Genomic DNA, 21,550 nt, shown 5'->3' on the forward strand with positions numbered 1-21,550 from the left:
CGTTCCGAAAGGCTTCTCTCAGTTTGGTCGCTAAGAGAATCGCATTTTCCGGAATCGCAGTCAAGGCTTAACCGTCGTTTCGACGGGCGCTTTCTCTTTGCCTATTGAAAGGTGAAGAAGATGACTGCTGTTAATGCAACGACGCCCTTTGGGCGGCGGCCGATGACGCTCGGCCAAATTTCAAGACAAATGGCGGTGAGGGCCGTTAAGCCGGAGTCCTCCGCTCACAAGTGGCATGTCTTTCAAGATATCCGGGAGGCGCGAGAGCGGCTGGGCGCCACAGATCGCTCGCTCGCAATCCTGAATGCACTGCTGTCGTTTTACCCGGAGACCACGCTAAGTGGTCAGGCTGATCTCATTGTTTGGCCTTCGAACGTTCAGCTCGCTGCGCGCGCCAACGGGATGCCTGCGACGACGCTACGGCGGCACATCGCTGTGCTCGTCGATTGCGGTCTCGTCATTCGCCGCGACAGCCCAAACGGCAAACGCTTCGCCCGAAAGGGCAGGGGCGGGGCGGTCGAGCAGGCCTATGGCTTCGACCTTTCTCCGATTGTCGCACGCGCAGGAGAATTCAAGAACCTGGCGGAGGCTATTCGAGATGAGAAGAAAGCTCACCGGGTTGCCAAGGAGCAGCTGACGCTTCTACGTCGGGATATTGTCAAACTTATCGAGGTTGGCATTGAGGAGCGCGTTCCAGGCAACTGGGGACGGGTGCATCAGAGCTACCAGGCGATCATCGGCCGCCTTCCGCGCTCGGCGCCAAGGCAGCTTGTAGAGGATGTTTGCTCGGATCTCCACGCGCTATGCTCCGAAATCCGTGACGTGTTGGAAACATTCGCAAAAACTCAGAATCCGGACGCCAATGAGTCCCATTCCGGTCGTCACATACAGAATTCAAACCCAGACTCTAATTTTGAATCTGAAAATGGCTATGGAATAAGTGATGAAGCGGGCGGCAACGCTGCTGGACCCGACAACGTGCGGAGCTTGCCGAAACGGGAGTTACCATTGGGGATAGTTCTGGACGCCTGCCCCGAAATCCGCGAACTCGCCCAAGGACGCGCGATCCAGCACTGGCGCGACTTGTTGGCGACGTCTGAGCTCGCCCGGCCGATGCTAGGGATCAGCCCGAGCGCATGGCGGGAAGCCTGTGAGGCGATGGGCGAGCGACACGCTGCGATCACGCTTGCCGCGATCTACCAGCGGGCCGGCCAGATTAACAATGCCGGCGGCTATTTGCGGAGCCTGAGCGATCGAGCCAAAGAGGGGCAGTTCTCGACCTGGCCGATGATCATGGCCTTGCTCCGGGCAAAGCTCGGCGCGCAGAAACCTGGCGCCGGTGAGCACAAAGCGGAGGCTGCGCGTCAGGACGGAGCGGGCTTGCAAGTCTCGAACAGGCTATTAGCGACCCTGCAGAGGCCACAACCGCGATGAGAGCCCTATTCGACGATCGGCACCTCTATGTCGCAGGCTGCAGCAAGCAACCCCGTTCGAAAGGCGCGATCGATGAGGTTCTTCACGGAGGAGGGCGACCATTTGGAGCCGCCACGGGGAGTGCGCTCGTGAAGCCGTTCGAGTTGGGCAGCGATTTCGCGCAGCGTCAGATCCGGGTTCGAGGAGTGGATACCGGCGACCAGCGTCATCAATCGGTCCTCGGGCAGCCGAGGAGGGGACTTCCGAAGCAAGGCCGGGTCGGCCATGCGCTCGGCGACCATCCATTTGACGGCGCGGCGAAGGCGCTCCGGGGTCCAGTCGAGTCCGCGCTGCTTCAGTACGCGAGCGATGTCGTCCCAGGTGTGATCCGGCCGCATGCGCCGAGCGGTAGGAAGCCATTGATCGGCCGTTGCCTGTACGCGTTCTCCGTACGCCGCTCTTTGCGCCGCAGTCATCTTGGCCAGCGCCTCGGGACGCCGTTCCCGGATGCCGGGATTGCCGGGCAGCCTTCCCTTGGATTTTGCCGCCTTGATTCCTGCCTTCGTTCGCTCGGAAATCAGGGCATGTTCGAGCTGCGCCACGGCGCCGAGCACCTGGAGCGAAAACATTCCTTGCGGCGTCGTCGTGTCAATCGGATCGCGGAGCGACCGAAAATGCGCGTTCTTCGCAGTCAGATCCTCAATGACCTCGAGCAGATGGCTAACGGATCGTGCCAGACGATCGAGCCGCACGACTATGAGTGTGTCACCGGCGTTGATCTCTCGAAGCAGCCTGGACAGGGCTGGACGGGCGCGCGACGCGCCGGATCCGTGCTCCTGAACGATGAGATCGCAGCCGGCCGAGCGGAGCTCAATCTCCTGGGCCTCGGTCGCCTGTTCGTCCGTCGAGACGCGCGCATAGCCGATCAGTCGTCCCTGAGGTCGACGAGAAGAGCGATGTTGAGCGTCACGAGCCATTTGAAGCGCCTGAAAGGATGTTCTGGCGGGGATTTCCAAATGCAGAGGATACGGATAACCGATCGTTTGTAAACGTCTCTAGGGCTTGTTTTTATAGCCCGCGCGCCTCGGAAAGTCCGCAAATCCAGGCCTTCCCGCCGTTCTGCTGCCGGCTTGGCGAGTGCTTGTTCAATCAGGACGCACCAAGCCATATGGAAGTAAGCATGCGGAGGAAAAGTTACCTCTATGACGGAAGGTAAATTAATGATAGCTTCCATTACGGATATTTAATGGATGCTTTTCAATGGCTTATGAAATTGGGAGTTTGCCTCTCCAAGAGCTTTTGCCGGCCATCGGAAGAGCCGAGGATGGGCTAGCGCGATTGGATGAGGCTGTCCGCCGGAGCCCCGCCGGGTCGGGCTTCATCGCGCGCGGGCATTTCGCCGACGCGACGGCGAGTATGTGGGTTTCGGGCGAACTTGTCCATATCGAGGATCTGGTTCTCCACGATGCGCATATGGGGATACGGGCGCCGACGCACGAGCTGACCATCGCTCATGCGATCCTCCGTTGTCGACGTCGGATCGCTGCTGCTGATCCAAATTGGGCGATCACCACGCCGGGGATCACCAGCCTCGCAGGCCCGACGTCGGATGAGAATGGCGAGTCTTTCAGCCAAAAAACTGACAGGGGAGGGGAGGGGGCTCGCAGCGTTGAGCATCTAGGAGCAGATTCTCTTTCGGAGGATTTTGCCGCGATTGACGCGCTTCTTGATCGCTCGCAGCGCCTCCTTGACCAGGTGACCGACAAAGGCGCGACGGGCTCATCCAAACCGGCCTCGCTCAGGGTCGGCGAACTGGTAATCCGGGATGCGGACTGGGATGAACAGGAGCGGCTGCTGCGCTGGCGTCATATCGTCAAGGACGTCGAGCACTTTCCCGCGGCCCTGGCAGCGGCGCTGCTGTACGATGCCTGGAACGCAATTGACCCGATGCAGCGGCAGGACTGGCTGGGCGGCCAGCTCGCAAGTGCCTATCTCCGCTCACGAGGCAAGGTTACGTCTCATCTTCCGGCTTTCAATGTGGGCCTGAAGGCGATTCCACGCGATCGACGTCGGGCGCCGGCACGTCCGACGAGACTGATCGCTTTCCTCGATGCAATGTCAGCCGCAGCCGAAGCTGGCATTAGAGAGGTTACACGCCTGTCACTGGCGCGCGAGCAGATGGAGCGCACTTTGCGGGACCGTCGATCTACAAGCAATTTGCCGGCGGTGATCGAACTGGTGCTATCCCATCCGATGGTGTCGACACCCATGATCGCAAAAGCAGCCGGCGTGACGGCTCGAAGCGCCCTGAATCTTATCGCCGAACTTCGAGTGCGGGAGATGACGGGCAGAGGACGATATCGAGCATGGGGCGTGATCTGATGTCGCGATGCAATGAAAATGCCGGTGGCCAGAATCGAAGCTACCGAATAGCGGGCCGTGACAGGTCGCGTGAAGCACGGTCGCGATATGGAAAATCTGCTTCTCTGGCATTTGGATCTAGTGTCGGCCCGATCCTTCTGACGCGAGGCAGTCGACCAGACGCTCCCCGACGGGTTAAGGGTGGGAAGCTTTGGCATGGGGTTGTACGACTTCCAGAAGGTTCATCTGAAACTTGGTCCGCTGTCATCGACCCCTGGCGACATAGCGCAGGCATTAGGCCGCAGGTTCCACGGACGCGGTCATAAGGATGAAAGGGCTTCCTTTTCTTATTTTCGAGTTTCGCTGAAAAGTATTCAGCTAAAATCTAACTATTGTGGTTTGCCTGTCGTATTTTTCACGCCCATCGCACAGTAGAATGAGAACGCTTCGCGTGCGGCAGGGAATGGCAGAATGCCATGCCATAGCACGGTAAGACGGCGTAGACCGTCGCGCTCTTCAAGAAAACAATTCTCCAGAGGGAATCCTCATCATCGATCCGGCAGCCGGGAGAATCGGCCGGGTGAAATGGACGATGGCAATGGTGCGCTCAGGAGATAGATGGAATGATTTACACCAAGCACGGATCGCCTCGCAAAAATGGACGGTCGGTGTCGGCATCGAGCCACCGTCACGAGATTTTCGCTGCGGCCGTGGGGGCGCGTCAGTCTGCTGTCTGCAGGGTGACCCGCGCAGCAGATGAGAGAGCCTGGCGCGGGTGACTATGACACCCGAACTCCTTCAGATTGCGAAAGAAATCAGTGCGGCGCGATGTGAATCGGTCGGGTGAAGAAATCAGGCAACATTTGCATCGATGGCGTTCGGCTTCGATGATATCGGCGCTCACCCATCGCACAGATGGCGCCGAGATGGAATTAATGCGGAATACCGCTCGGAGTGCTGCTGAAGACGATGGTGGCTGGTTGGCTTGAATTATAGCTTCCGCACATCGTTCGTTTGCTAAGTGGCGTTGACGCATGCTGGCGTGAGACGCCTTGGAGTGGCTCGATAGAACGCTACCTTGCCGGATTTTGACAAGCAATCTGGACATTTCGGACAATCCGCACTATCTTCGTTGTAAAGAGCATTGGAGGCGCTTATGGCATTGACTGCTCCAAAATCGAGTAGTGAAAGCGGATTTGCGGTAAAGCCAGCTGCGATGCACGATATTCTAGAGGTCCTCGCCCGCCACAATCCCGGATTATCCAAGACGGCGCTCAAGGCGACGGGAAAGGTTGTGGCCGCCATTTCGGCGGCGACGGCGCAGCTCACGGCCGAGCAGCAACGGAAGATCGTATCCCATGAGGCGAAGCTGGCAGAAGCGCTCGGGGCCGTGGTCGCGGACATCGCGGCCGGAGATGGCCGCCCCTTGACCGTACTGAAAGTCGAGCGGCCGGTGGAAGTCAGTAAGGGAGCCGGGCTGGGTAACCTGTTGGACATGGACAAAGGACGACGACGACTGGCGGCCTATGCGACGCCGGTCCGGATCGAGGATTGGGCGGGACCCGTTGCTGGTCCCGCCGAGATCGAGAAGATGTTCGGCACGAAACGGTCGACGCTGCACGACTGGCAGAAGCGCGGGGCGGTTATCGGTCTGCTGAAGGGGGAGCGCAAGCACGTCTTCCCGTTGGCGCAGTTCGTGGACGGTCGCCCAGTTAAGGGCATATCGGATGTGACCCGAATTATTGGCAATGCGCGCGCGGCTTGGCAATGGCTAGTTCAGCCAAAGCCCAGCATCAGCGGCACGCCAATTGACCGGCTAAAGGCCGGGAAGATCGATGAGGTAATCGCAGCGGCCGAGCAGGACTTCGGCTGAATCGTGAAGCTCGATCCACAAACAGTTCTAGAACTGGCGCTTGAGTTCCAGCCGCAGTCCTATCTCCGCATAATGCCCGTAGCCTACATGGCGACTCCTCTCGGCATGGGTTTCGGGCAGACGCGGTTTTCCAGCCCGAGCAGGGCGTTCCAGCTGGTTTATGTAGCACGCGATGTGGCGACGGCGATAGCCGAAACGATCGTCAGGGACCGCTTCGAGGGCGCGACCGAACGGGTTCTTGACCAGACGGAGATCGAGCAATGGGCGATTGCCGAGGTGAACGCTCCGACGCCGCTGGTGGTGATCGACTTACGCGCCACCGGGCTGCTGAGGCTCGGCGTCAGCACGGATGCGGCACGTGCCAAGGAACACCGGGAGGGCCGGAAGCTCAGCGAAATTCTCTACAGCTCTTTTGCCGTCGATGGTCTGCTCTACTCGTCGCGGCTGACATCGGCTGAATGCTTGGCGGTTTACGACCGCGCCGTCGGCACCAAGCTGGAGGCAACGCCCGCGGTAAACCTCATCCGCCATCCCGACCTCATTCCAGCGCTGAAATCCATAGGTGTCACTATCCGGCAAGCGTGACGATGCGCGCGCGGTGCTTTCGATAAGAAGGCTATCTTCCAAGCTGGTTACAGTTTCCTCGCGCCCTGCAACCAAAGTTTGTTGAACTGACCGAGGGTTATTTCGGCTGCCACACATGACCTGGCTACGCCAGTCTAATCGCAAGCAAAGGCACCGACACTTGGATCAGTGCTCGATTTCGTCGAGAAAGCGTGACCGTGTCTGAGATCTGACGTCTCCCCAAGGCATTCTTCGACTGTGTGGATAAGATATATAAAGCCACCGGCGCGCCCGTGTCACCGCGACGAACATGGCATTTCGTTCTTCGTGGATCTGGGCAGCAGACTGCGCCCGGTAATCAGGAAACACCCCTTCACACATCTGGATCAGAAAGACGATGTCTTTCTCGAGGCCTTTCATGGTGTGCACCGTGCTAAGGGCCAACCCAGCGGTCTGCTGGTCCCCAGCAAGCTGTCCGAGCGCCATGGCATTTCGAAATGCAACCAAAGACGTTCCCATGCCCTTGGACTTGAACAGCGTCCATCGCTCATGGAATTCGTGCAACTCCACCAGGCTGCGCTCCAATTCTGATCTGTCGAAGTCGCTTAGGTTGTCAGAAGCGGCTTGATTGAGCTCAGTTTCGCAGTCGGCGACGAATTTTCGAATGTTTGGTTGTTCCGCGTCCAAGTGCCCAATTCGCTTCAGAAGCGACGTTTGTATGGCAGGAAACGCCGCCGAAGGGGACGCCTCGGAGGCAAGCCATTCCAGGGTTACCGCTTGGTCTGAAGGCGGTTTGCGCCCCAGAAGAGCCGCAAGTCGGTTCGCGTTGACCCAGTCCTTTGGATTGACCTTCAGACGGATCGCATTGTCCAGAACCCTCCCAAAGAGGCTGTTGGCGTCGCTCAACCGTTCGCCCTTTCGGAAGTAGAACGGAATATTTCGTTTGCTGAGCTCTTCCTCCAAGGCGGAGAAGACAAAGCGGTTTCGTCCAATTACGACTATCTTATCGAGGCCTATCTGTCCTTCGATCTCGGGGTGAACACCAAGCGAAAGCAAATGCTCGATCGTATGAACGACGCCGGTCGCCTCCGCGACCTCGTCGTCGTAGGGTGTGATCGACATCCCTCCCTGCAGGGCGAATTGCGTGACTTCTTGGGTATTTGGTTTGAGCTTATTCGCGACTGCAATCACTGCTCTTGTGCTGCGGTAGTTTTCGTTGAGCTTGACGATGCTGGCGCCGAATTCCGCAGGGAACCGGGACATCATGTACTCGGCGCTCGACCCATTGAACCCATAAATCATCTGATTAGGATCGCCGACGAATAGCACGCTCCTCACCGAGTTGCCGCAGAACGCCTTGATGAACTCAAACTGCAGCCGATTCAAATCCTGCGCCTCATCGACACAGAGGTGCCTGAACTTGGTCCTATAAATGTTGGCCACCCAATCCTGCATCAGCAGGAGTCGGTGCGCCAAAACCAAGACGTCGTCAAAGTCAATCCCGTCGCTGGCCAGAAGCGCCCTCTGATAGTCCTGAAAAATTTGCCAAATGTTAGCCTGCTCGGGAAAACGGGCGCTGGCCTCTTCTTCTGTGAGCATTTCGCGCTTGATGACAGAGAAGGTACTTAAATAGTTTTGCAAGATGCGCTCGCGGTTTCGGTGCTCGCGCTCGTCCGATACAGCGAGATAGTCGTCGATATCGACACCGGCGTCGCGCAGAGACTGCATGAACAGTTCCATCCGGTCGACGTCGCGTTCGATAATCTGAAAGTTTGCAGGAAGTGCGATCGTATGCCCGTATTGCTCCAATATACGCTGTGCGACCGAGTGAAGAGTTCCAACCCAGAGCCGCTCCTCGAAGTCATCTCCAGCGCCTTTGAGGCGCTGCTTGATCTCGGCTGCTGCCGCGTTCGTGAACGTGAATGCCACCACGCCGTCCTTCTTCGTTGAAGCAAGGATATGACGTACCCTTTCGGTGAGAACCCGAGTCTTTCCTGAGCCGGCGGACGCCAGAACCAGCAACGCACCGCCAATCGGGGCCGACACGATCGCCTGCTGGGTTGGTGAGAGCGTCAGTTCAGCCATTGGGCGATCTTTTCAAATGCCTGTCGAAGGGCAGGTGGAATGATCTGTTCGTTGGAAAGATTTCGAGAATTCTTCTTGATCATTGTCGCCAGGTTTGCGGAATATGAGGTTTTCGCTCCACGCATTCTTTCCACTAGACCGTCGTCGGACAGCTCTCGGAGTTCCTTTATTTTTGCGTCTCGCCAGCGCTCGTTTTCCGTTCCCCGCGTTTCAGTTTCGGTGAGCGCAGCTATTGCCTCGTCGCGCAGGCCGAGCACCGAGATAAGTTCCGCTTCGATGTCATTTCCTTCTCCAAGGTAGGAGATACCATAGTTGGTGTCATTAAGGACAAGTCCTGTCTCGGGCCCAATCTTTGCAAGCTGGGCATTTACGGACGCTCGGGTGTTTTCGTCGTTATCACTGACAATATAGATCGGAATACCGAAGCTGGCGGCCATCTTTACGAATGGCGCGTAGTGTCGACCCCCGACGCCGATCAAAGTGACGCCTTTTACGAAGGAAGGTTCGCTGAAATATTTCTCAAACATAGCAGGAAATATCTGCTCCTCAGTCAGACCTTCGAACACCACGGCTGCTCGCGCAAAGAGGATCTCCCCCCTGTTTCGCATCACTTCGCGCTGCAATACACTCAGCTCCTCCGGGTCTAACCCACGAACGAGCTGACGACATTCCTTGCGACCATTTGGGCTGGTGATGCACTTTAGCGACTCCAGGCCACACATCGCCGCGAGGTATGGCGAATGAGTACTGATGACAACTTGGCCGACGGAATCGGATAGCTGAGCATAAAGTGCGCGTTGCGCGTTGGGATGCAGGTGAGCCTCGGGTTCCTCAGCGGCAATTACAGGATGGAACGGACTGGCTTCATCCCGATACCTTTGAGCCTGCATATCGGAGAAAGCCTTTACTGCCAGCATTGACGCCCAACTGCGGGTACCCATGCCGTGATATTCCATCGAGAACGAAGTTGTGGCCGAACTTCCGAAATTGACGGAGAAGCGTCGGGAAAGATCACGAATTTTTTTCGGAAACGGCGTGACTTCAGCGCTGCCGGTCCCGCCAAATGAGTCCTTCAGCGAATCGAGGTGCGATTTAAGCAGGGTGAGCGGCGCACTCTTTTCGACGGCCTCCCTGTTCAACTCGGCTATCATTGATTCCAGCCGCGAGACATCTTCTGCGCCATACTGGATGCTCGACAGTATCCGTCCCACGAACGAAGCCTTCTCATTTAGCTCCTGGTGGATGTCGCGCTGCGCATCAATCGAAATAAAGGGAATGATATCATACCGCCTGTTGTGCCTTGTTCGCGGGGCGGCTCCTTCGGACATCCAGTTGCCGAAGGTGGGCCAGAGGTCATGGAGGTACCTGTCTACGACAAAGCCGCCTTTGATAGGATCGGGTCGGACTACCGTTCGGGTGGCCTGAAACTGATTGCCGTCCGCATCTGCACGGATCGTGTCCTCGAACTCCTGAATCCACTCAGGTTCAAACGTTCTTAATCTATTTCCGGCCGCGTCCACGGCCACGATGCGGACGTCAACAACAATCCGGAGCGCCCGTGTGTCAGACGCGTCAATGTGGAAATCCTCAGTGGTGAGGTAGCGGCCGTAATCGCCCAATGCGAGGTGAAGTGCCTTGATGACCGAGGTCTTTCCCGAATTGTTCGTACCGATCAAAACCGTAATCGGCGGAAGCTCGACCTCAATGTTCTGCAGTCCCCTCAATCCCGCGATGCGCAGAGTGTCAACACGTATCGGCACATTCCCTCCCTTTGTTGGCAACTTGACAGCTTAAGCGCCAGCCCGCAAGAAAGCGACCCTTAGCTGCCGCCAGATCACGTAGTAAAGAGCCTTGCGGCTGCTTGCATTTCAGCGAGGACACGCTGCTCGCGCAGACGGTTGAGAGCCAGTTCCAACTGATCGTTGGGTAGGTTGGCGTCGAGGCTTGGGCGACAATCGAGGGGATCATTGAAATCGCCTGGATCTGAATAATAGAGTTCATCTGCGACCAGCATGTCGAGAAGGCGAGGGCTGAACGCGCGATACTTGAATAGCAGTTTTGGTGGTTTCGCTGCCTCGCCCATATTTCCCCACTACTCTTTCGGCAGGGCGTACCGGAGCACGCGTAGCTCTTCCTCGTCTTCGAGGGAAACTTCCAACACCCGATTGACGAGATCTTCGTCATCGTCGAGTTCGATCAATGCCTGCTCGAACAACTCGATCTGCATGTCGAGGTCCATGCCGGGTGGGCCGTTGAGGCAAATCAGCCCGGCATGAATCGCGACGTCAGCATATTGTCCTTTCGTGCCTGGTTTGTCTTTTGGTCCCCGGAAGTCGACCGAGTTCTTGGTGACAAACGTCCAGTCGCCGTCAAGAATGATCGGCTTGAGCTCCCAGTCCTTGAGGCCGCCCAGCTTCATCCAGACGACATGACTGGTTTCGCCGTAACCTTTTTCCATTGCCATCTTTGCCAGTTCAGGGCTCAGGCATTCATCGATCAGAAACTTCATCCCGTCTTCCTGCGACGGGGGACACGACGATCTGCGATAATGACCGAGCCTTCGGGAAGGTCACCGGAAACGCGCGGCCGGCCTCGCAAGGGGTTGGCTTCCGCATAGATCGAGGCGAGTCTAATTTTTTCTGCGTCCAGGCTAGGCCAGGTTTCCAGGACACGCTCGATCGAATGGCCGGCGGCTACGGATGCGGCAACATCATAGACCGGAACGCGTGTGCCCCGGACAACAGGCGTGCCACCAAGGATGTCAGGCGACGATGTGACGGCCGCTCGGGCTGCGGCAAGGTCGTCCAACCGCTCACTCGCACCTCTCATGAAAGGCATAAGGTCGATCGTCAGAAACTCGTGGTGCACGGTCCAGTCCTCGCGCAATAGGGCCGACCATGGGAGTGCGCGCGCTCTTGCCAATCGGGCTTCTGCCGTACGGATGGCAAATAGCCGTTCTTCCGAGGTAAGGCGGCGCGCGCTCTCGAAATAGAAAGCGATGAGCGAGCAGGCCCCGGCCAGGACATAACGACCGTTGTCAAGCGAGACGAAGGCTTCTGGCAGAATGTGCTCGTCGATGACGCGATTGACATCGCGCAGGCTCACCCGTGAGACAACGGCGGCCTCGCTCGCCTTCAGCATTTCCGCAACTGCGGGCATGTGGGCCTCCATATTAATTCTTCCGATGAGTCGGAATATATAATTTGTAGATGGAGATATCAAGGCCCTGGCGGGAACGGCGAGACAACACCTGATGGCGCGACGCCAGCGACACCTGAACGTGCGAAGGGTTCTTGCAGCTTTAACGTCCCTATCGAACGACACAGACGTCGACAGCGTCGGTTCTGCGCGCGTCTTTCACGCCGAGTGCGTTACATTCAAAAGCTGAAGCAAGGCAGCGCCAATGGGCGGCCATTCCAAGGGAGCGCCGAAGATCTCATCGCGCGGTTCGCCGCTGAACGACCGTCTGCATCACGATGCGTCGATTAATTTTCACCTTCCACGCGATTTGAGCGGCTGAGAGCCTTCTCGATCTCGCCGTCTGCTTCAAAAACGTGTATTCCCGCTCTCCGTAAAGGTAGCCCATGCGGTATGCGTGTTCGATCAGGTCGTTGTTTGCGTTGGCCGTTGGATCTTTTGCGATGCGTTTCAGGCCTTCGAAAAGATTGCCTGTGTCGATTTTGATGAACCGGTTTATGCAGACGTTTCCAACGTAGGTTTCGCTCCCGTTTAGCCGGTTTCGGATGTAGCAGTGCTCCTTGATTTCTTGACCACAGGGGCAATTGTCGAACTCCTCGCTGATCTCGACAGCGACAAGCGACCACTCGGTTCGCGCGACATCAAAATTCTGCGAAACCGACAAAGGAAGGATATGCGCCTTCAGCTTTTCGGAACTGTGCCCTTCCATCCCTTGCCCCAGTCTCTCAGCGAACGCAACTTCTGCCGGTTAGTGCGCCAGCCATTTGGCGTAAGCCTTGATGTCGATCATTGGAACCGTGCCGCTGAATTGCAACATGGATATGAGGTTGAAAAGAAATGCGGTTGCCGGGCGTTCTCCCGCGGTCACGATATGCGTACTCGTCTCGCCTACGAGTTGGAAATGGCCATGGGCGGCCACGCAGCCGAGGTTCAGAGCCTCTTCGGCAGGTGACTTCTCCAAGGCGGAGATCAACGATTGGCCCAGAGGCGGATTCCAGTCGCTTTCGAATGTAAGCAAGCCTCCAAGGATGGGAATGAGCGGCTTGGCGGGATAGACGCCACCTGCATGGGGGATCGGTAGGCTTGTACGGTGCAGGCGCCGAACACTGGCGATCTTTTTCTGAGCGTACTCGATCTGCTCCGCATTGATCGACTGTTTGGCCTCGAAAACGGCGTAGACGCTCTCTGCAGGTACGATCAGCTGTTTCTGGTAGTTGAAAATGAACGGCGAATACTGTCGGTCGAAGACAACGATGTCGATCTGATCGCTGAACTCGCCGTTACTATCGACGACGTGTGCGGTTTCAGCCTGATATCGCTTTGGAAGATACTCTTGCAGCATCTTCAGCCATGCCTCTTCGCTTGCATCCCCCTTTGCGACGGGATGGCCGAAAGCCTGTCGAGAAATCTCCAACCTTTGCTGCACATCTCGGTGCAGGCCATCGAGAAGTGTAGCGAGAGACCATTTCATCCCTGTTTTCCTTCCTGGAACGGAGGGGTTGGCGACATCGCGTATGCCAGTTCAAGCATGCGGTCGGGCCGAACGGCTCCGGATGGATAGGCGTCAAGAATGATCGAGGGGAGCAGGCGCTGCGTCAGATCAGAGAAGGTGAAGCCGTAATCGATCTTGCCCCGAGGCCCCGTGATAGCGACGAGCCTATCAAGGTCGGCTTTGTTGAAGCCCAGTTCAGCCAGCGGGCCGGACAGCAGCGCACGCCGTTGGTCATCGTCAGGCCGACCAAATGCAAGGATGTCGGCTGCCCGGCGCTTTACCGCGGGGTCGAGCGCGCCGAGCCTGTTGGTGCACATCACCACGGCCATCGGCAGCGCACCATTGGCGACACGGTCGATCCCGCGAATAAAGGCGTTCACGCCCGCGCGATCCTCGTGATGCATCTGTGCATTCTCTCGGGATTGAGCAAGCGCATCGGCCTCGTCGACCAGCAAAATGATGCCGCCCCGCGCCCGTCCCGCTCCCTTGAGCTTCGCGGCCTCCGAGATCGCAAAATCGAAAGCCGACGTGATCAATTGCGTCATTTCCCCGACACGCCCCTGTCCTCGGGCGGAAAGGCTGAGAGGCAGCAGCGTCAGGTCTATGTCCTCCTGGCGGGCAACGGCGTCCCCGATCGTTTCCGCGAGCTCAGTCTTTCCAGATCCGACATCGCCTGCCAATACGACGAGCGGTGGGCGGCGCAGCACGGTCTTAAGCAGACCGTTAAGGTTAGGGTGATGCTTGCGCGCCCAGCTTTCGAGCCCCGCCGGGTTCACAAGCAGTGACAGGATCTTCACAAGGCGGGATTTCTGATCATCCAGGCCGACGAGCCGGGCGAGCCGGTCTTGGGCCGCAAAATCAGGATAGGTAATCCGGCGCTCGAAAAATTCGTCCGATCCAGTGCGTGTGTTCATCAGAAGCTCCTGACGCTTGCGCGATTGAGAGAACGGCCGCCGGCCGAATAGGTACGGTCGTCCGAAAAATATCCGGCGACGCTGGGCTCGTCAGCATCGCCACGGTTGAGCGGAAGGCCCTTCTTGAACTGATCGCGTTCGCTCGGCGAAAGCTTGTCCCAGGCCGGGTTATAGGTCAGATACGAATAGAAGGTAGCGCCGTTGACATTGGCTCCGGGCCGGATACGTCCGGGGTCGTCGTCTCCCATCCCGAGCGCCAGCTCGTGTGCGGTATATCGAACCGTCGGTTCGATCCATTCTCCCTGCCTCTTGAAGCCGTAGGTGACCGTGCCGAGATACCCTGCCTTGAGCAACTGAACGACTTCCTCCTCATAGGTGGAGATTTTGTCGTCGGAGGGGGCTCCGTACAGACGCTGCAGCCGCTTGAGGTCGGTCGCCACCTTGGCTGCCATATGCTTGGCATGGGTGAGCGTGAAACTCGTCGAAATTGAAACTGTATAGCTCTGGCTCATTGTCACCTTAGACCTGAAACGTGGAACCGAAGACCTTCTGCCAATAATAGATCGTGAGCTGCTTTGTCGGCGCGGCCAGGGCCGCGTCGATCGCGTCACCTGCGTCCAGCGCGGCCTCGACGATCATGTCTGCCTGCTGGCTGGTATAGAGCCGGCTAACGTTGTTTTCCGCGTTGACCGGGTCGATGATTTGCACTGGATCGGACAGTTTTCCGATTGAGCTCAGGGAATAGTAATCGCCGAAAGCGATGCGCTCGCGGAAATTGCTGGTCGCTATGTAGGTGAAGAACTCCTGCAAGGCGTTGGGATAGTCGGAGAAGTCGGCGCCCTTATCCTGCAGATGCGCAAGGACCATCTCGACCATGAAGGACTTGAAGCGGAACCCATCTCGCTCTCGCTTCATGATGCGCGTCCAAAATTTTGCAAGCCGCACAACCTGCGCAAAGTGAACTTTCTGCGCGGCTTTGCGCTTGGCGGCGAATTCGAGGTGGCGCGGAATGCTCGTTCTCAGAAAAGAGCCATCGTCCTGGCTGACCAGATTGCCGTACCAGTTCGGGTCGCCGTCGTAGAGGATCGGAACGACGTCGACATCGAGCCCGGTCCCCTTGAATGACACAGTCACGCTATACGTCTGCGGCTTAACCTGATCGGGAGAAAAATTTGGGAACGCGCGCCGGAGGCGCTCGGCCAGATATTCGAGAAGTTCGCTAACCTGGTGAGGTGCATTTGCCCCGCTGACATAGCATGCGACATCGATGTCGTTCAGCGAGCGAAGCGCCGTCCCTTTAGCCAGGCTCCCGGAGAGCAGCATTTTGCGAAGCGAGAAATCGGGGTGCTCCGAAAGATAGCTTTCGAGTCGCTCGCGAAGACGTCGAGCCTGCGCGCGGTATTCCAGTGCTTTATCGGCGGGAAGATTAACCCGATCTTCCGCGAAGCGGACAATATCCGCGTGATCCACGTGCAACCGGCTCATCAACTACGTCCTTGCGCTTGTCGGGTTAGACATGAGATAATTGTCTAACCATATAAGATGTGGTTTACAACTCGTCAAGTTTTACATGACGGAGTAGACATGGCAGAAGATCGAAACCCCTCTGAGGTATTTCAAGAGCGCCTGAAAAGTGCAAGGAATTTAAGGGGTTATAACCAAGAAGAGCTTGCGAAGAAAGCTGGGATGCCCGCGAGTTCGATAGCGCATTTTGAGACAGGAACGCGCAAGCCGTCATTCGACTCACTGCGCAGACTTGCCAACGCTCTGGAGATCACCACCGACTATCTGCTTGGTCGCGTCGACAACCCCGAGCTCGCAAGGGAGGGGGATCCGTTGTTCCGGCATATAGGCAATCTCTCGGGAAACGACAGGGAAATCGCCAATGATTTTCTGGAAATGCTCGCGCGTCGCGCTGCCGCCAAAAAGGAGTCTGACAAGTGAGCAAAGTCTTCAGCCTAAAGCTGGCGAAACAGTCGGCTGAGGCACTTCTGAAGGAGGACGGGCTCTTGGCACTTCCCGTAGATCCGTTTGCGATCGCCGCAAGCCGGGAAATCGTAGTCGAGGGAAAGCCCGAGGCCGTCGACGGAGTGTCAGGCATGCTTCTGCGTCACGGTAATGACTTCGGCATCGTCTATGCGACCCATATCAAAAGCAAAGGATTTCAGAGGTTCAGCGTGGCACACGAGCTCGGACATTATTTTTTGCCGGGTCACGTAGACCAGGTGATCAAGGGCGGTATCCACGTTTCCCGCGCTGGCTTTGTGACCAATGATCCTTTCGAGCTCGAGGCTGACCACTTTGCTGCCGGCCTGTTGATGCCTGAGCAACCATTCCGGAAAGAGGTTGATCGGTACGAACCTGGCCTCATCGCAATCGAAGCCATTGCCAGCCATTGCGTGACCTCGCTAACAGCGGCCGCGATTCGATACGCGGAAGTTGGCAGAATGGCTTCGGCAATAGTCATGAGCACTGGCGGAATCGTCGATTATTGCTTTGTCTCCGATATGATGAAATCTCTTCCGAGACTGCAGTATCTTCGAAAGGGATCTCGCCTACCCATTGGTTCGGTATCATCGGCCCTGGCGGCTGACCCAACACTTGTCGCCGCAGGCCAGCGATTTCGCGACGATGTCGACGTTCGAGACTGGTTTGGAGGCGAGACCAAGGCGACAGTTGTCGAAGAGGCTGTCGGTCTCGGTTCCTATGGGAAAGTACTCACGGTTTTGACGTCGTCGAAGATCGGCCAGGACCTGGAGCCTGATGACGATGATGAAGAACAGGAATTGATTGAGAGCTGGACCCCTCGCTTCAATAAATAGTCAACGTGGCCTTTCGCGAGGAAACGATGCCGAGCGGCCGGGTGACGGCGGCACCGATATTTCGAAATCGGAATAGCGATCGTTCCGTGTGGCAGTGAGTTCGGCCATGCTCGAGTCTTTGGCAGCCAAAAACCCGAAAATCTCCATCTCTTCAGACCGCTTGTCATTCACCACGCAAACAATTGCGCGACAAAGCGTCGTTTGGAGCAGAAACAGGGTCGTAAATGGGCTTGTAAATGTCGCAGCCATTCGACACAACGCGCTCGCGAATGTCCGCTGATACGCAGCCATAACATAGGGAGTGAGTATGGTATTCCGACTGAAGGAGCGCCTCGGCAAGAGGTTTGAGGAAGAGGTGCAATTCTTCAAGGGCTGGCAGAAGGACAAGAAGGGCGTTGGCGCCGTCATCCCAACCTCCATCCACACGGCGCGCCGGATGGCAAGCGTGGTCAATCCGCAGTCCGGGCTACCTGTCCTGGAGCTCGGCGCCGGAACCGGCGTCATCACCAAGGCAATCCTGGAGAGGGGTATCAAGCCTCGCCAATTGGTGTCCGTCGAATATTCCCGGCATTTCTACGATGGCCTGACGCGCCGTTTCCCGCAGGTGGACGTCCGGTTGGGCGATGCATTTGGACGAAGTTCTTGGCGATCGCGCAGGTCAGCAATTCGACTGCGTCGTCAGTGCCGTGCCGATGTTAAGTTTTCCGATGGACCGGCGGGTTGGCTTGCTCGAGGATCTGCTTGCCCGCATGCCGATCGGCCGACCGGTCATCCAGATCACCTATGGTCCGCTGTCGCCGGTGATCAAGATGCCCGACCGCTATGTGGTTTCACACTATGATTTTGTGGTCCGCAACATCCCGCCGGCGCAGCTTTGGACTTACCGGCGCGCGGTTTGACCCCATCCACCAGGCGAAATGGCGTCGGTGCGCAAACTTCCCGGAAAAGGAAACACACTTTGGAACAATATGTGAGCGCCAAACTTCACGGCATCAGGGTGACGGATGCGAAGCTCAACTATCACGGATCGATCACGATCGATGCGGACTTCTGCAGGGCCGTCGGGCTGAAACCGCTCGAATATGTCGACATCTGGAACAAGATGTCGGGCGCGAGAATCAGCACCTACGTGCTCTATGGAGACGCGGGCTCCAGATGTTGCATTCTCAACGGGGCCGCCGCGCGCACGTGCCAGCAAGGCGATGAGATCATCATCGCATCCAGCATTTTCGGCGAGGTCGACGACATCATCCGGCTCAAACCCCGCGTTCTCGTTTTCGGTCCGCAGAACGAGATCATCGACAGAATCTCCTATGAGGTGTTCCGCCGTCCGGACGGCTCACTCGACATGGCGGTGAACACCGAAACTGCCGACAACGACTACGGATTTCCCGGATCGTTGACCGCGGACCGGTGTGCGGCGGCAAAATAAGGCAGACCTGCGGTCGCTCATGCCGCCGCAGGTTTGTTTCGACCTTGTGCTTGGTGGCGTTCTCATGAGCAGTCGTGTTCAAGATCATCGGCGGCGCTTTGCGCTAGCCACTTTCCGATGCGTCTGGCGATGAGCTCCGAGGCGCCGGAAGCGAGCGACGCAAATGGCTAACCTTTGGCGTGTAACAGATCAAATTGATCTGACGCTTTCCGCCTTCGACTTTCCGGTTTTGCGGTCCTGGCCAAGCTCGTAGCTGATTTTTTGGCCGTCGCGAAGCGGTGCAGAGCCTTCGACCGCCGATACATGGACGAACACATCTGCCCCGCCGTTGTCAGGCGTGATGAAACCAAAACCTTTGTCCTGGTTGAAAAACTTGACGGTACCGGTTGCCATGAACATCCTCGTGAGCTGAGCGGCGTGGATGCCGCAGGCAGAGCTTATTCACCGCGGCGTCTTCCCGCAACCGGGCAGTCCGACCGGCATTCCTCGAAGCCGCGGCCAGAGCTTCGAACGCACGATCCGGTTCAGAACTGCGTGCATCTCCCCATCGCGTGATCTGCGCCATAAGGCGGATGCGGTGGCAGCGCGTCTCTTCCGGAAAGATCGGCCTGGCATAGAGGGGCTCCAGCGAAGGCAACTCATTCCCGCTCTTGATGGATGGCGTCCTGGACCAGCCCCGGATCTTCCACGATCAACCCGCTGCGGGGTCCGCTACGCCAAGCGTGCGGCCACTCGGCTTCGCCTTCGCGGTGATCGCGACCGTTCCCGGTCCTTCGAGGAGCCATCGAGCGGGAATGGCCTGCTCCGGACGGAGGTTTCTCACATGGCACAGGATCTTGCACTCGCTCAGTCTCACGCTTTCGCACTTTCCCGCACACTCATGGTTCCGGTCACACTGTTCAGGGCAGCCGGCGAGTACGGCGTCGTACCGAGCGACGAAATCGAAGCCGACGACGATCTGGACATCATTCACGAATTCGACCCGTACGATCGCCGGCCGGCTCATTGAGCCGGCATTTCCCCTTTTTGGGTGCCGCTTGCGAGCGGCAGGCGGCAAGGGAGGCTTCGCCGCGGCCGGCACGGACCGTCGGCGCGAAGGTGCAGATCTGCAGATTGCTAAGGCGCGCCCTTGCCCCCTTTGCTCTTCGCGGCCCGGGGCAGGCGGTCCCGCAAACTGTGGGAAGAGAAATCGGACAAGAAAGGCGGACGCGAAAGCGCGGCAAACAGATGAGAAAAGAAGAGCTGGAAGACCTCAGGAACCGGGTTCCGTGCGCCGCCGTGCTGGAGCAGGCGGGCTTTGCGGTGGACAGACAGGAAAGCACACGCAGGGCCATCAAATTCCGGCGCGGTGCGGAAATCGTCATCGTCATCCATGAGGGGCGGGGATGGTTCGATCCCCTCTCCGACGCGAAAGGCGACGTCTTCAGCCTTGCCGGGCATCTCGACGGCGTCGCTTTCGTCGATGCACTGGACCGCGTCGCCTCACTGGTCGGCTTCGTGTCCAGGGAGCCGGTCTGGATCCGATCCGCGGACCCGCCCATGCCGCTCAGAGCCATCGAGGACCGCTGGGAGCAACGCCGCCAACCATGGCGAGGCTCCATGACCTGGCGCTATCTGCGGGACGAGCGATGCCTGCCTGAGGCGATCATCCGCGAGGCCATCCGGCTCAACGTGCTGCGGGAAGGCCCGCATGGCAGCATGTGGGCGGCCCATGTCGATGATGACGGCGTCGTCACCGGCTGGGAGGAACGTGGCCCCGACTGGCGTGGTTTTGCAACCGGCGGCTCGAAGGTCCTCTTCCGGTTCGGACAGCGAGACGCCTTGCGACTGTGCGTGACGGAGGCGGCGATTGACGCCATGAGCTTGGCTGCGTTCGAAGGGTTGCGGGAGGGCAGTCTCTATCTCAGCACGGGCGGGGGATGGTCGCCGACGACAGAAATCGCAGTTCGCCTGCTCGCCGCACGTCCCGGCGCCCAGCTCGTCGCCGCGACGGACGCCAACGACCAGGGCGAGACCTTTGCTGGCCGGCTGCGCGACATCGCCGATGCGGCCGGTTGCGACTGGCTGCGTCTGATGCCGCCGGTCGAGGACTGGAACGACGCGCTCAGGGCGCGGGAGAAGGAAAAGAAGACCCGGAGCAGGGAGAGAAGCGGAAGAGGCCTGCCGCATGCCCGCCGACCGCGTCAAGGGTGAAGCTTCGCCCGGCCTTGCCGGCCCTTGACCCGTCCGGACGGAGAGGCGGCCTGGGGGAGGGGTCAGGAAGGGCTGAAGATGAATGGCGACCATGAGGATCCGCCGCGCCTCGGCCCGGACGAGGCTGAAGGAGCCCGCTCATGACCCTCTCTCCCATCCGCAAAGTCTTCCAGGGCATCGCCGACCGGCATCAGATGTTCCGCATGTTCGACCGTCATGCCGGGCGCCCGAACCGGTGGGAGGGCGACGACGGCGCGCTCTATCGCGGCGAGTGGTTCGAGCTCGGCGAGCGCGAACATGACTATATGTTCGAGATCCTGCCGCCGCTCTTCATGCGCGGCGAGATGTTCGCCATGCGCGAATTCCTCACCGGCTCGATCACCAGCATCTTTTTCACACTGTCGATCGACGGGCGGATCCGGCACTTCCATGGGTATTGCGACCTTTCCGACAAGGGGTCGTGCGAGCGCATGCGCGCCGCAATCGTCGAGCGCGAATCCCGTCCCGTCCGCGCGATGACGCGGGAGGAGCGTCTTGAGCATATCTGGTCGAGCACGGCTGACGATTATCGCGGCTATGCTGGCGAGCGTTGGCCGGAGGCCGATCGCGGCAAGCGCACGGTCATGTTCTTCGCCAAGCCAGGCGGCAAGACGCTGAAGCTGCTGGATACCCTTACCGACGCTGAGATCGCGGCAAAGCTGCCGGTGCATCTGCGTTACCTGCCCGACGCCATCGCAGCGTGAGGGAGGCTGACCATGTTCACCTTCTCCGTCACCGACATTCGCGCCGTGCTCGACCGCGGCCGCGCCGACGCCATGACCAATGGCGGATATCGCCTTCCGTACCGGGGGATATCTTCGGAAACGGACGCAAGAGCCGGCCTGTGGCTGGTCGGCGACGAAGGCGTCTATGTGATGTCCTCCGGCAAACTCGCCGAGGGACAACGTCCGCTCGTCGTCTACGCCGAGGAATGCGATCCGAAAACCAATCCCGACTATTGGCACTACAAGCGCCGATATTTTGGAGGCGATGACGGGGTCGAATTCATCGACGCCGTCGAACTCGAACGGCTGACCGCCGCCGCGCCCGACGCGGCGCATCTTCAGATCACCGTGGACGATACGTCCCTGTCTCTCCGCCTGATGCGCCGCTGACAGCGGCGTCTTGACTTCACCCAACCAGCACCACGCGCGACCGAACCGC

General features: G+C 58.4%; 23 protein-coding genes and 1 pseudogene. 12 read left to right on the forward strand and 12 right to left on the reverse strand.

Annotation, left to right across the window (positions count from 1 at the left end):
* Positions 1-120 precede the first annotated feature (120 nt).
* Complete coding sequence (repC, locus tag CO676_RS25295) at positions 121-1,434, forward strand: plasmid replication protein RepC (protein WP_097523101.1); 1,314 nt, start codon at positions 121-123, stop codon at positions 1,432-1,434.
* Positions 1,435-1,439: 5 nt separating this feature from the next.
* Here repC and CO676_RS25300 read toward each other — a convergent pair whose 3' ends face one another.
* Positions 1,440-2,390: a recombinase family protein gene (locus tag CO676_RS25300; RefSeq protein ID WP_097523102.1), complete on the reverse strand. Its 951-nt coding sequence runs from the start codon at positions 2,388-2,390 to the stop codon at positions 1,440-1,442.
* Positions 2,391-2,673: 283 nt separating this feature from the next.
* On the opposite strand from CO676_RS25300, the gene CO676_RS25305 reads away from it, so the two are divergent.
* The 3 genes from CO676_RS25305 to CO676_RS25315 all read left to right on the forward strand — a co-directional run bounded on the left by CO676_RS25305 (position 2,674) and on the right by CO676_RS25315 (position 6,232).
* Positions 2,674-3,795 (forward strand): RHE_PE00001 family protein, encoded by a 1,122-nt coding sequence (locus CO676_RS25305; RefSeq protein ID WP_097523103.1) that lies wholly within the window; start codon positions 2,674-2,676, stop codon positions 3,793-3,795.
* A gap of 1,123 nt (positions 3,796-4,918) precedes the next feature.
* Positions 4,919-5,647 (forward strand): hypothetical protein, encoded by a 729-nt coding sequence (locus tag CO676_RS25310; protein WP_245424448.1) that lies wholly within the window; start codon positions 4,919-4,921, stop codon positions 5,645-5,647.
* Positions 5,648-5,650: 3 nt separating this feature from the next.
* Positions 5,651-6,232 carry an RES family NAD+ phosphorylase gene (locus CO676_RS25315; RefSeq protein ID WP_097523105.1) on the forward strand — a complete coding sequence of 194 codons (582 nt, stop codon included), beginning with the start codon at positions 5,651-5,653 and terminating at the stop codon, positions 6,230-6,232.
* Between the two features lie 165 nt (positions 6,233-6,397).
* On the opposite strand, the gene CO676_RS25320 is transcribed toward CO676_RS25315, so the two are convergent.
* From CO676_RS25320 to CO676_RS25365, 10 genes are all read right to left on the reverse strand, one after another.
* Positions 6,398-8,296: an ATP-dependent helicase gene (locus CO676_RS25320; protein ID WP_097523106.1), complete on the reverse strand. Its 1,899-nt coding sequence runs from the start codon at positions 8,294-8,296 to the stop codon at positions 6,398-6,400.
* Entirely contained in the window at positions 8,284-10,056 is a 1,773-nt protein-coding gene (locus CO676_RS25325; protein ID WP_097523107.1) for an AAA family ATPase, read from the reverse strand. The genes CO676_RS25320 and CO676_RS25325 overlap by 13 nt, the downstream gene beginning before the upstream one ends.
* A gap of 74 nt (positions 10,057-10,130) precedes the next feature.
* Complete coding sequence (locus CO676_RS25330; protein WP_179875642.1) at positions 10,131-10,379, reverse strand: hypothetical protein; 249 nt, start codon at positions 10,377-10,379, stop codon at positions 10,131-10,133.
* 9 nt (positions 10,380-10,388) lie between these two features.
* Positions 10,389-10,805: a DUF5615 family PIN-like protein gene (locus CO676_RS25335; RefSeq protein ID WP_179875643.1), complete on the reverse strand. Its 417-nt coding sequence runs from the start codon at positions 10,803-10,805 to the stop codon at positions 10,389-10,391.
* On the reverse strand, positions 10,802-11,467 hold the full coding sequence (locus CO676_RS25340) for a DUF433 domain-containing protein (RefSeq protein ID WP_097523108.1): 666 nt from the start codon (positions 11,465-11,467) through the stop codon (positions 10,802-10,804). The genes CO676_RS25335 and CO676_RS25340 overlap by 4 nt, the downstream gene beginning before the upstream one ends.
* 265 nt (positions 11,468-11,732) lie before the next feature.
* On the reverse strand, positions 11,733-12,203 hold the full coding sequence (locus tag CO676_RS25345) for a hypothetical protein (RefSeq protein WP_097523109.1): 471 nt from the start codon (positions 12,201-12,203) through the stop codon (positions 11,733-11,735).
* Positions 12,204-12,242: 39 nt separating this feature from the next.
* On the reverse strand, positions 12,243-12,965 hold the full coding sequence (locus CO676_RS25350) for a DUF6602 domain-containing protein (protein WP_097523110.1): 723 nt from the start codon (positions 12,963-12,965) through the stop codon (positions 12,243-12,245).
* Entirely contained in the window at positions 12,962-13,900 is a 939-nt protein-coding gene (locus tag CO676_RS25355) for an AAA family ATPase (protein WP_097523111.1), read from the reverse strand. Before CO676_RS25355 ends, CO676_RS25350 begins: the two co-directional genes overlap by 4 nt.
* Positions 13,900-14,412 (reverse strand): hypothetical protein, encoded by a 513-nt coding sequence (locus CO676_RS25360; protein ID WP_097523145.1) that lies wholly within the window; start codon positions 14,410-14,412, stop codon positions 13,900-13,902. The genes CO676_RS25355 and CO676_RS25360 overlap by 1 nt, the downstream gene beginning before the upstream one ends.
* 7 nt (positions 14,413-14,419) lie before the next feature.
* Positions 14,420-15,385 carry a CBASS oligonucleotide cyclase gene (locus tag CO676_RS25365; RefSeq protein WP_097523112.1) on the reverse strand — a complete coding sequence of 322 codons (966 nt, stop codon included), beginning with the start codon at positions 15,383-15,385 and terminating at the stop codon, positions 14,420-14,422.
* Between the two features lie 99 nt (positions 15,386-15,484).
* Between CO676_RS25365 and CO676_RS25370 the strand changes: the two genes are divergently transcribed.
* The 4 genes and pseudogenes from CO676_RS25370 (at position 15,485) to panD (ending at position 18,154) form a co-directional block, all read left to right on the forward strand.
* Positions 15,485-15,844 carry a helix-turn-helix transcriptional regulator gene (locus tag CO676_RS25370; RefSeq protein ID WP_097523113.1) on the forward strand — a complete coding sequence of 120 codons (360 nt, stop codon included), beginning with the start codon at positions 15,485-15,487 and terminating at the stop codon, positions 15,842-15,844.
* The gene (locus tag CO676_RS25375) at positions 15,841-16,722 is read left to right on the forward strand and encodes an ImmA/IrrE family metallo-endopeptidase (RefSeq protein ID WP_097523114.1); all 882 of its coding nucleotides are present in this window, start codon (positions 15,841-15,843) and stop codon (positions 16,720-16,722) included. The genes CO676_RS25370 and CO676_RS25375 overlap by 4 nt, the downstream gene beginning before the upstream one ends.
* Positions 16,723-17,029: 307 nt before the next feature.
* Positions 17,030-17,621 (forward strand): annotated as a pseudogene (gene pmtA, locus CO676_RS25380) (phospholipid N-methyltransferase PmtA).
* A 59-nt stretch (positions 17,622-17,680) separates the two neighbouring features.
* Entirely contained in the window at positions 17,681-18,154 is a 474-nt protein-coding gene (gene panD, locus CO676_RS25385) for an aspartate 1-decarboxylase (protein ID WP_097523115.1), read from the forward strand.
* Between the two features lie 189 nt (positions 18,155-18,343).
* On the opposite strand, the gene CO676_RS25390 is transcribed toward panD, so the two are convergent.
* Positions 18,344-18,547 carry a cold-shock protein gene (locus CO676_RS25390; RefSeq protein WP_097523116.1) on the reverse strand — a complete coding sequence of 68 codons (204 nt, stop codon included), beginning with the start codon at positions 18,545-18,547 and terminating at the stop codon, positions 18,344-18,346.
* Between the two features lie 430 nt (positions 18,548-18,977).
* Here CO676_RS25390 and CO676_RS25400 point away from each other — a divergent pair, with 430 nt between their 5' ends.
* The 4 genes from CO676_RS25400 to CO676_RS25415 all read left to right on the forward strand — a co-directional run bounded on the left by CO676_RS25400 (position 18,978) and on the right by CO676_RS25415 (position 21,501).
* Complete coding sequence (locus CO676_RS25400) at positions 18,978-19,163, forward strand: hypothetical protein (RefSeq protein WP_097523117.1); 186 nt, start codon at positions 18,978-18,980, stop codon at positions 19,161-19,163.
* Between the two features lie 218 nt (positions 19,164-19,381).
* Positions 19,382-20,347, forward strand: coding sequence for a DUF3991 and toprim domain-containing protein (locus tag CO676_RS25405; protein WP_097523118.1), 966 nt, complete (start codon positions 19,382-19,384; stop codon positions 20,345-20,347).
* Positions 20,348-20,487: 140 nt separating this feature from the next.
* Positions 20,488-21,090 carry a DUF1419 domain-containing protein gene (locus CO676_RS25410; protein WP_097523119.1) on the forward strand — a complete coding sequence of 201 codons (603 nt, stop codon included), beginning with the start codon at positions 20,488-20,490 and terminating at the stop codon, positions 21,088-21,090.
* 12 nt (positions 21,091-21,102) lie between these two features.
* Positions 21,103-21,501, forward strand: coding sequence for a DUF3085 domain-containing protein (locus CO676_RS25415; protein ID WP_097523120.1), 399 nt, complete (start codon positions 21,103-21,105; stop codon positions 21,499-21,501).
* The last annotated feature ends 49 nt before the right edge of the window (positions 21,502-21,550 follow it).

The organism is Sinorhizobium sp. BJ1 (assembly GCF_002531555.1).
Classification (GTDB): Bacteria; Pseudomonadota; Alphaproteobacteria; order Rhizobiales; family Rhizobiaceae; genus Sinorhizobium; species Sinorhizobium fredii_B.

Bases quoted from the DNA above. Each gene is read 5' to 3' on its own strand.
- repC (WP_097523101.1), top strand. From the start codon at position 121: ATGACTGCTGTTAATGCAACGACGCCCTTTGGGCGGCGGCCGATGACG.
- CO676_RS25300 (WP_097523102.1), bottom strand. From the start codon at position 2,390: ATGGCTCGTGACGCTCAACATCGCTCTTCTCGTCGACCTCAGGGACGA.
- CO676_RS25305 (WP_097523103.1), top strand. From the start codon at position 2,674: ATGGCTTATGAAATTGGGAGTTTGCCTCTCCAAGAGCTTTTGCCGGCC.
- CO676_RS25320 (WP_097523106.1), bottom strand. From the start codon at position 8,296: ATGGCTGAACTGACGCTCTCACCAACCCAGCAGGCGATCGTGTCGGCC.
- CO676_RS25330 (WP_179875642.1), bottom strand. From the start codon at position 10,379: ATGGGCGAGGCAGCGAAACCACCAAAACTGCTATTCAAGTATCGCGCG.
- CO676_RS25335 (WP_179875643.1), bottom strand. From the start codon at position 10,805: ATGAAGTTTCTGATCGATGAATGCCTGAGCCCTGAACTGGCAAAGATG.
- CO676_RS25340 (WP_097523108.1), bottom strand. From the start codon at position 11,467: ATGGAGGCCCACATGCCCGCAGTTGCGGAAATGCTGAAGGCGAGCGAG.
- CO676_RS25345 (WP_097523109.1), bottom strand. From the start codon at position 12,203: ATGGAAGGGCACAGTTCCGAAAAGCTGAAGGCGCATATCCTTCCTTTG.
- CO676_RS25350 (WP_097523110.1), bottom strand. From the start codon at position 12,965: ATGAAATGGTCTCTCGCTACACTTCTCGATGGCCTGCACCGAGATGTG.
- CO676_RS25355 (WP_097523111.1), bottom strand. From the start codon at position 13,900: ATGAACACACGCACTGGATCGGACGAATTTTTCGAGCGCCGGATTACC.
- CO676_RS25360 (WP_097523145.1), bottom strand. From the start codon at position 14,412: ATGAGCCAGAGCTATACAGTTTCAATTTCGACGAGTTTCACGCTCACC.
- CO676_RS25365 (WP_097523112.1), bottom strand. From the start codon at position 15,385: ATGAGCCGGTTGCACGTGGATCACGCGGATATTGTCCGCTTCGCGGAA.
- CO676_RS25370 (WP_097523113.1), top strand. From the start codon at position 15,485: ATGGCAGAAGATCGAAACCCCTCTGAGGTATTTCAAGAGCGCCTGAAA.
- CO676_RS25390 (WP_097523116.1), bottom strand. From the start codon at position 18,547: ATGGCAACCGGTACCGTCAAGTTTTTCAACCAGGACAAAGGTTTTGGT.
- CO676_RS25400 (WP_097523117.1), top strand. From the start codon at position 18,978: ATGGCACAGGATCTTGCACTCGCTCAGTCTCACGCTTTCGCACTTTCC.
- CO676_RS25405 (WP_097523118.1), top strand. From the start codon at position 19,382: ATGAGAAAAGAAGAGCTGGAAGACCTCAGGAACCGGGTTCCGTGCGCC.
- CO676_RS25410 (WP_097523119.1), top strand. From the start codon at position 20,488: ATGACCCTCTCTCCCATCCGCAAAGTCTTCCAGGGCATCGCCGACCGG.
- CO676_RS25415 (WP_097523120.1), top strand. From the start codon at position 21,103: ATGTTCACCTTCTCCGTCACCGACATTCGCGCCGTGCTCGACCGCGGC.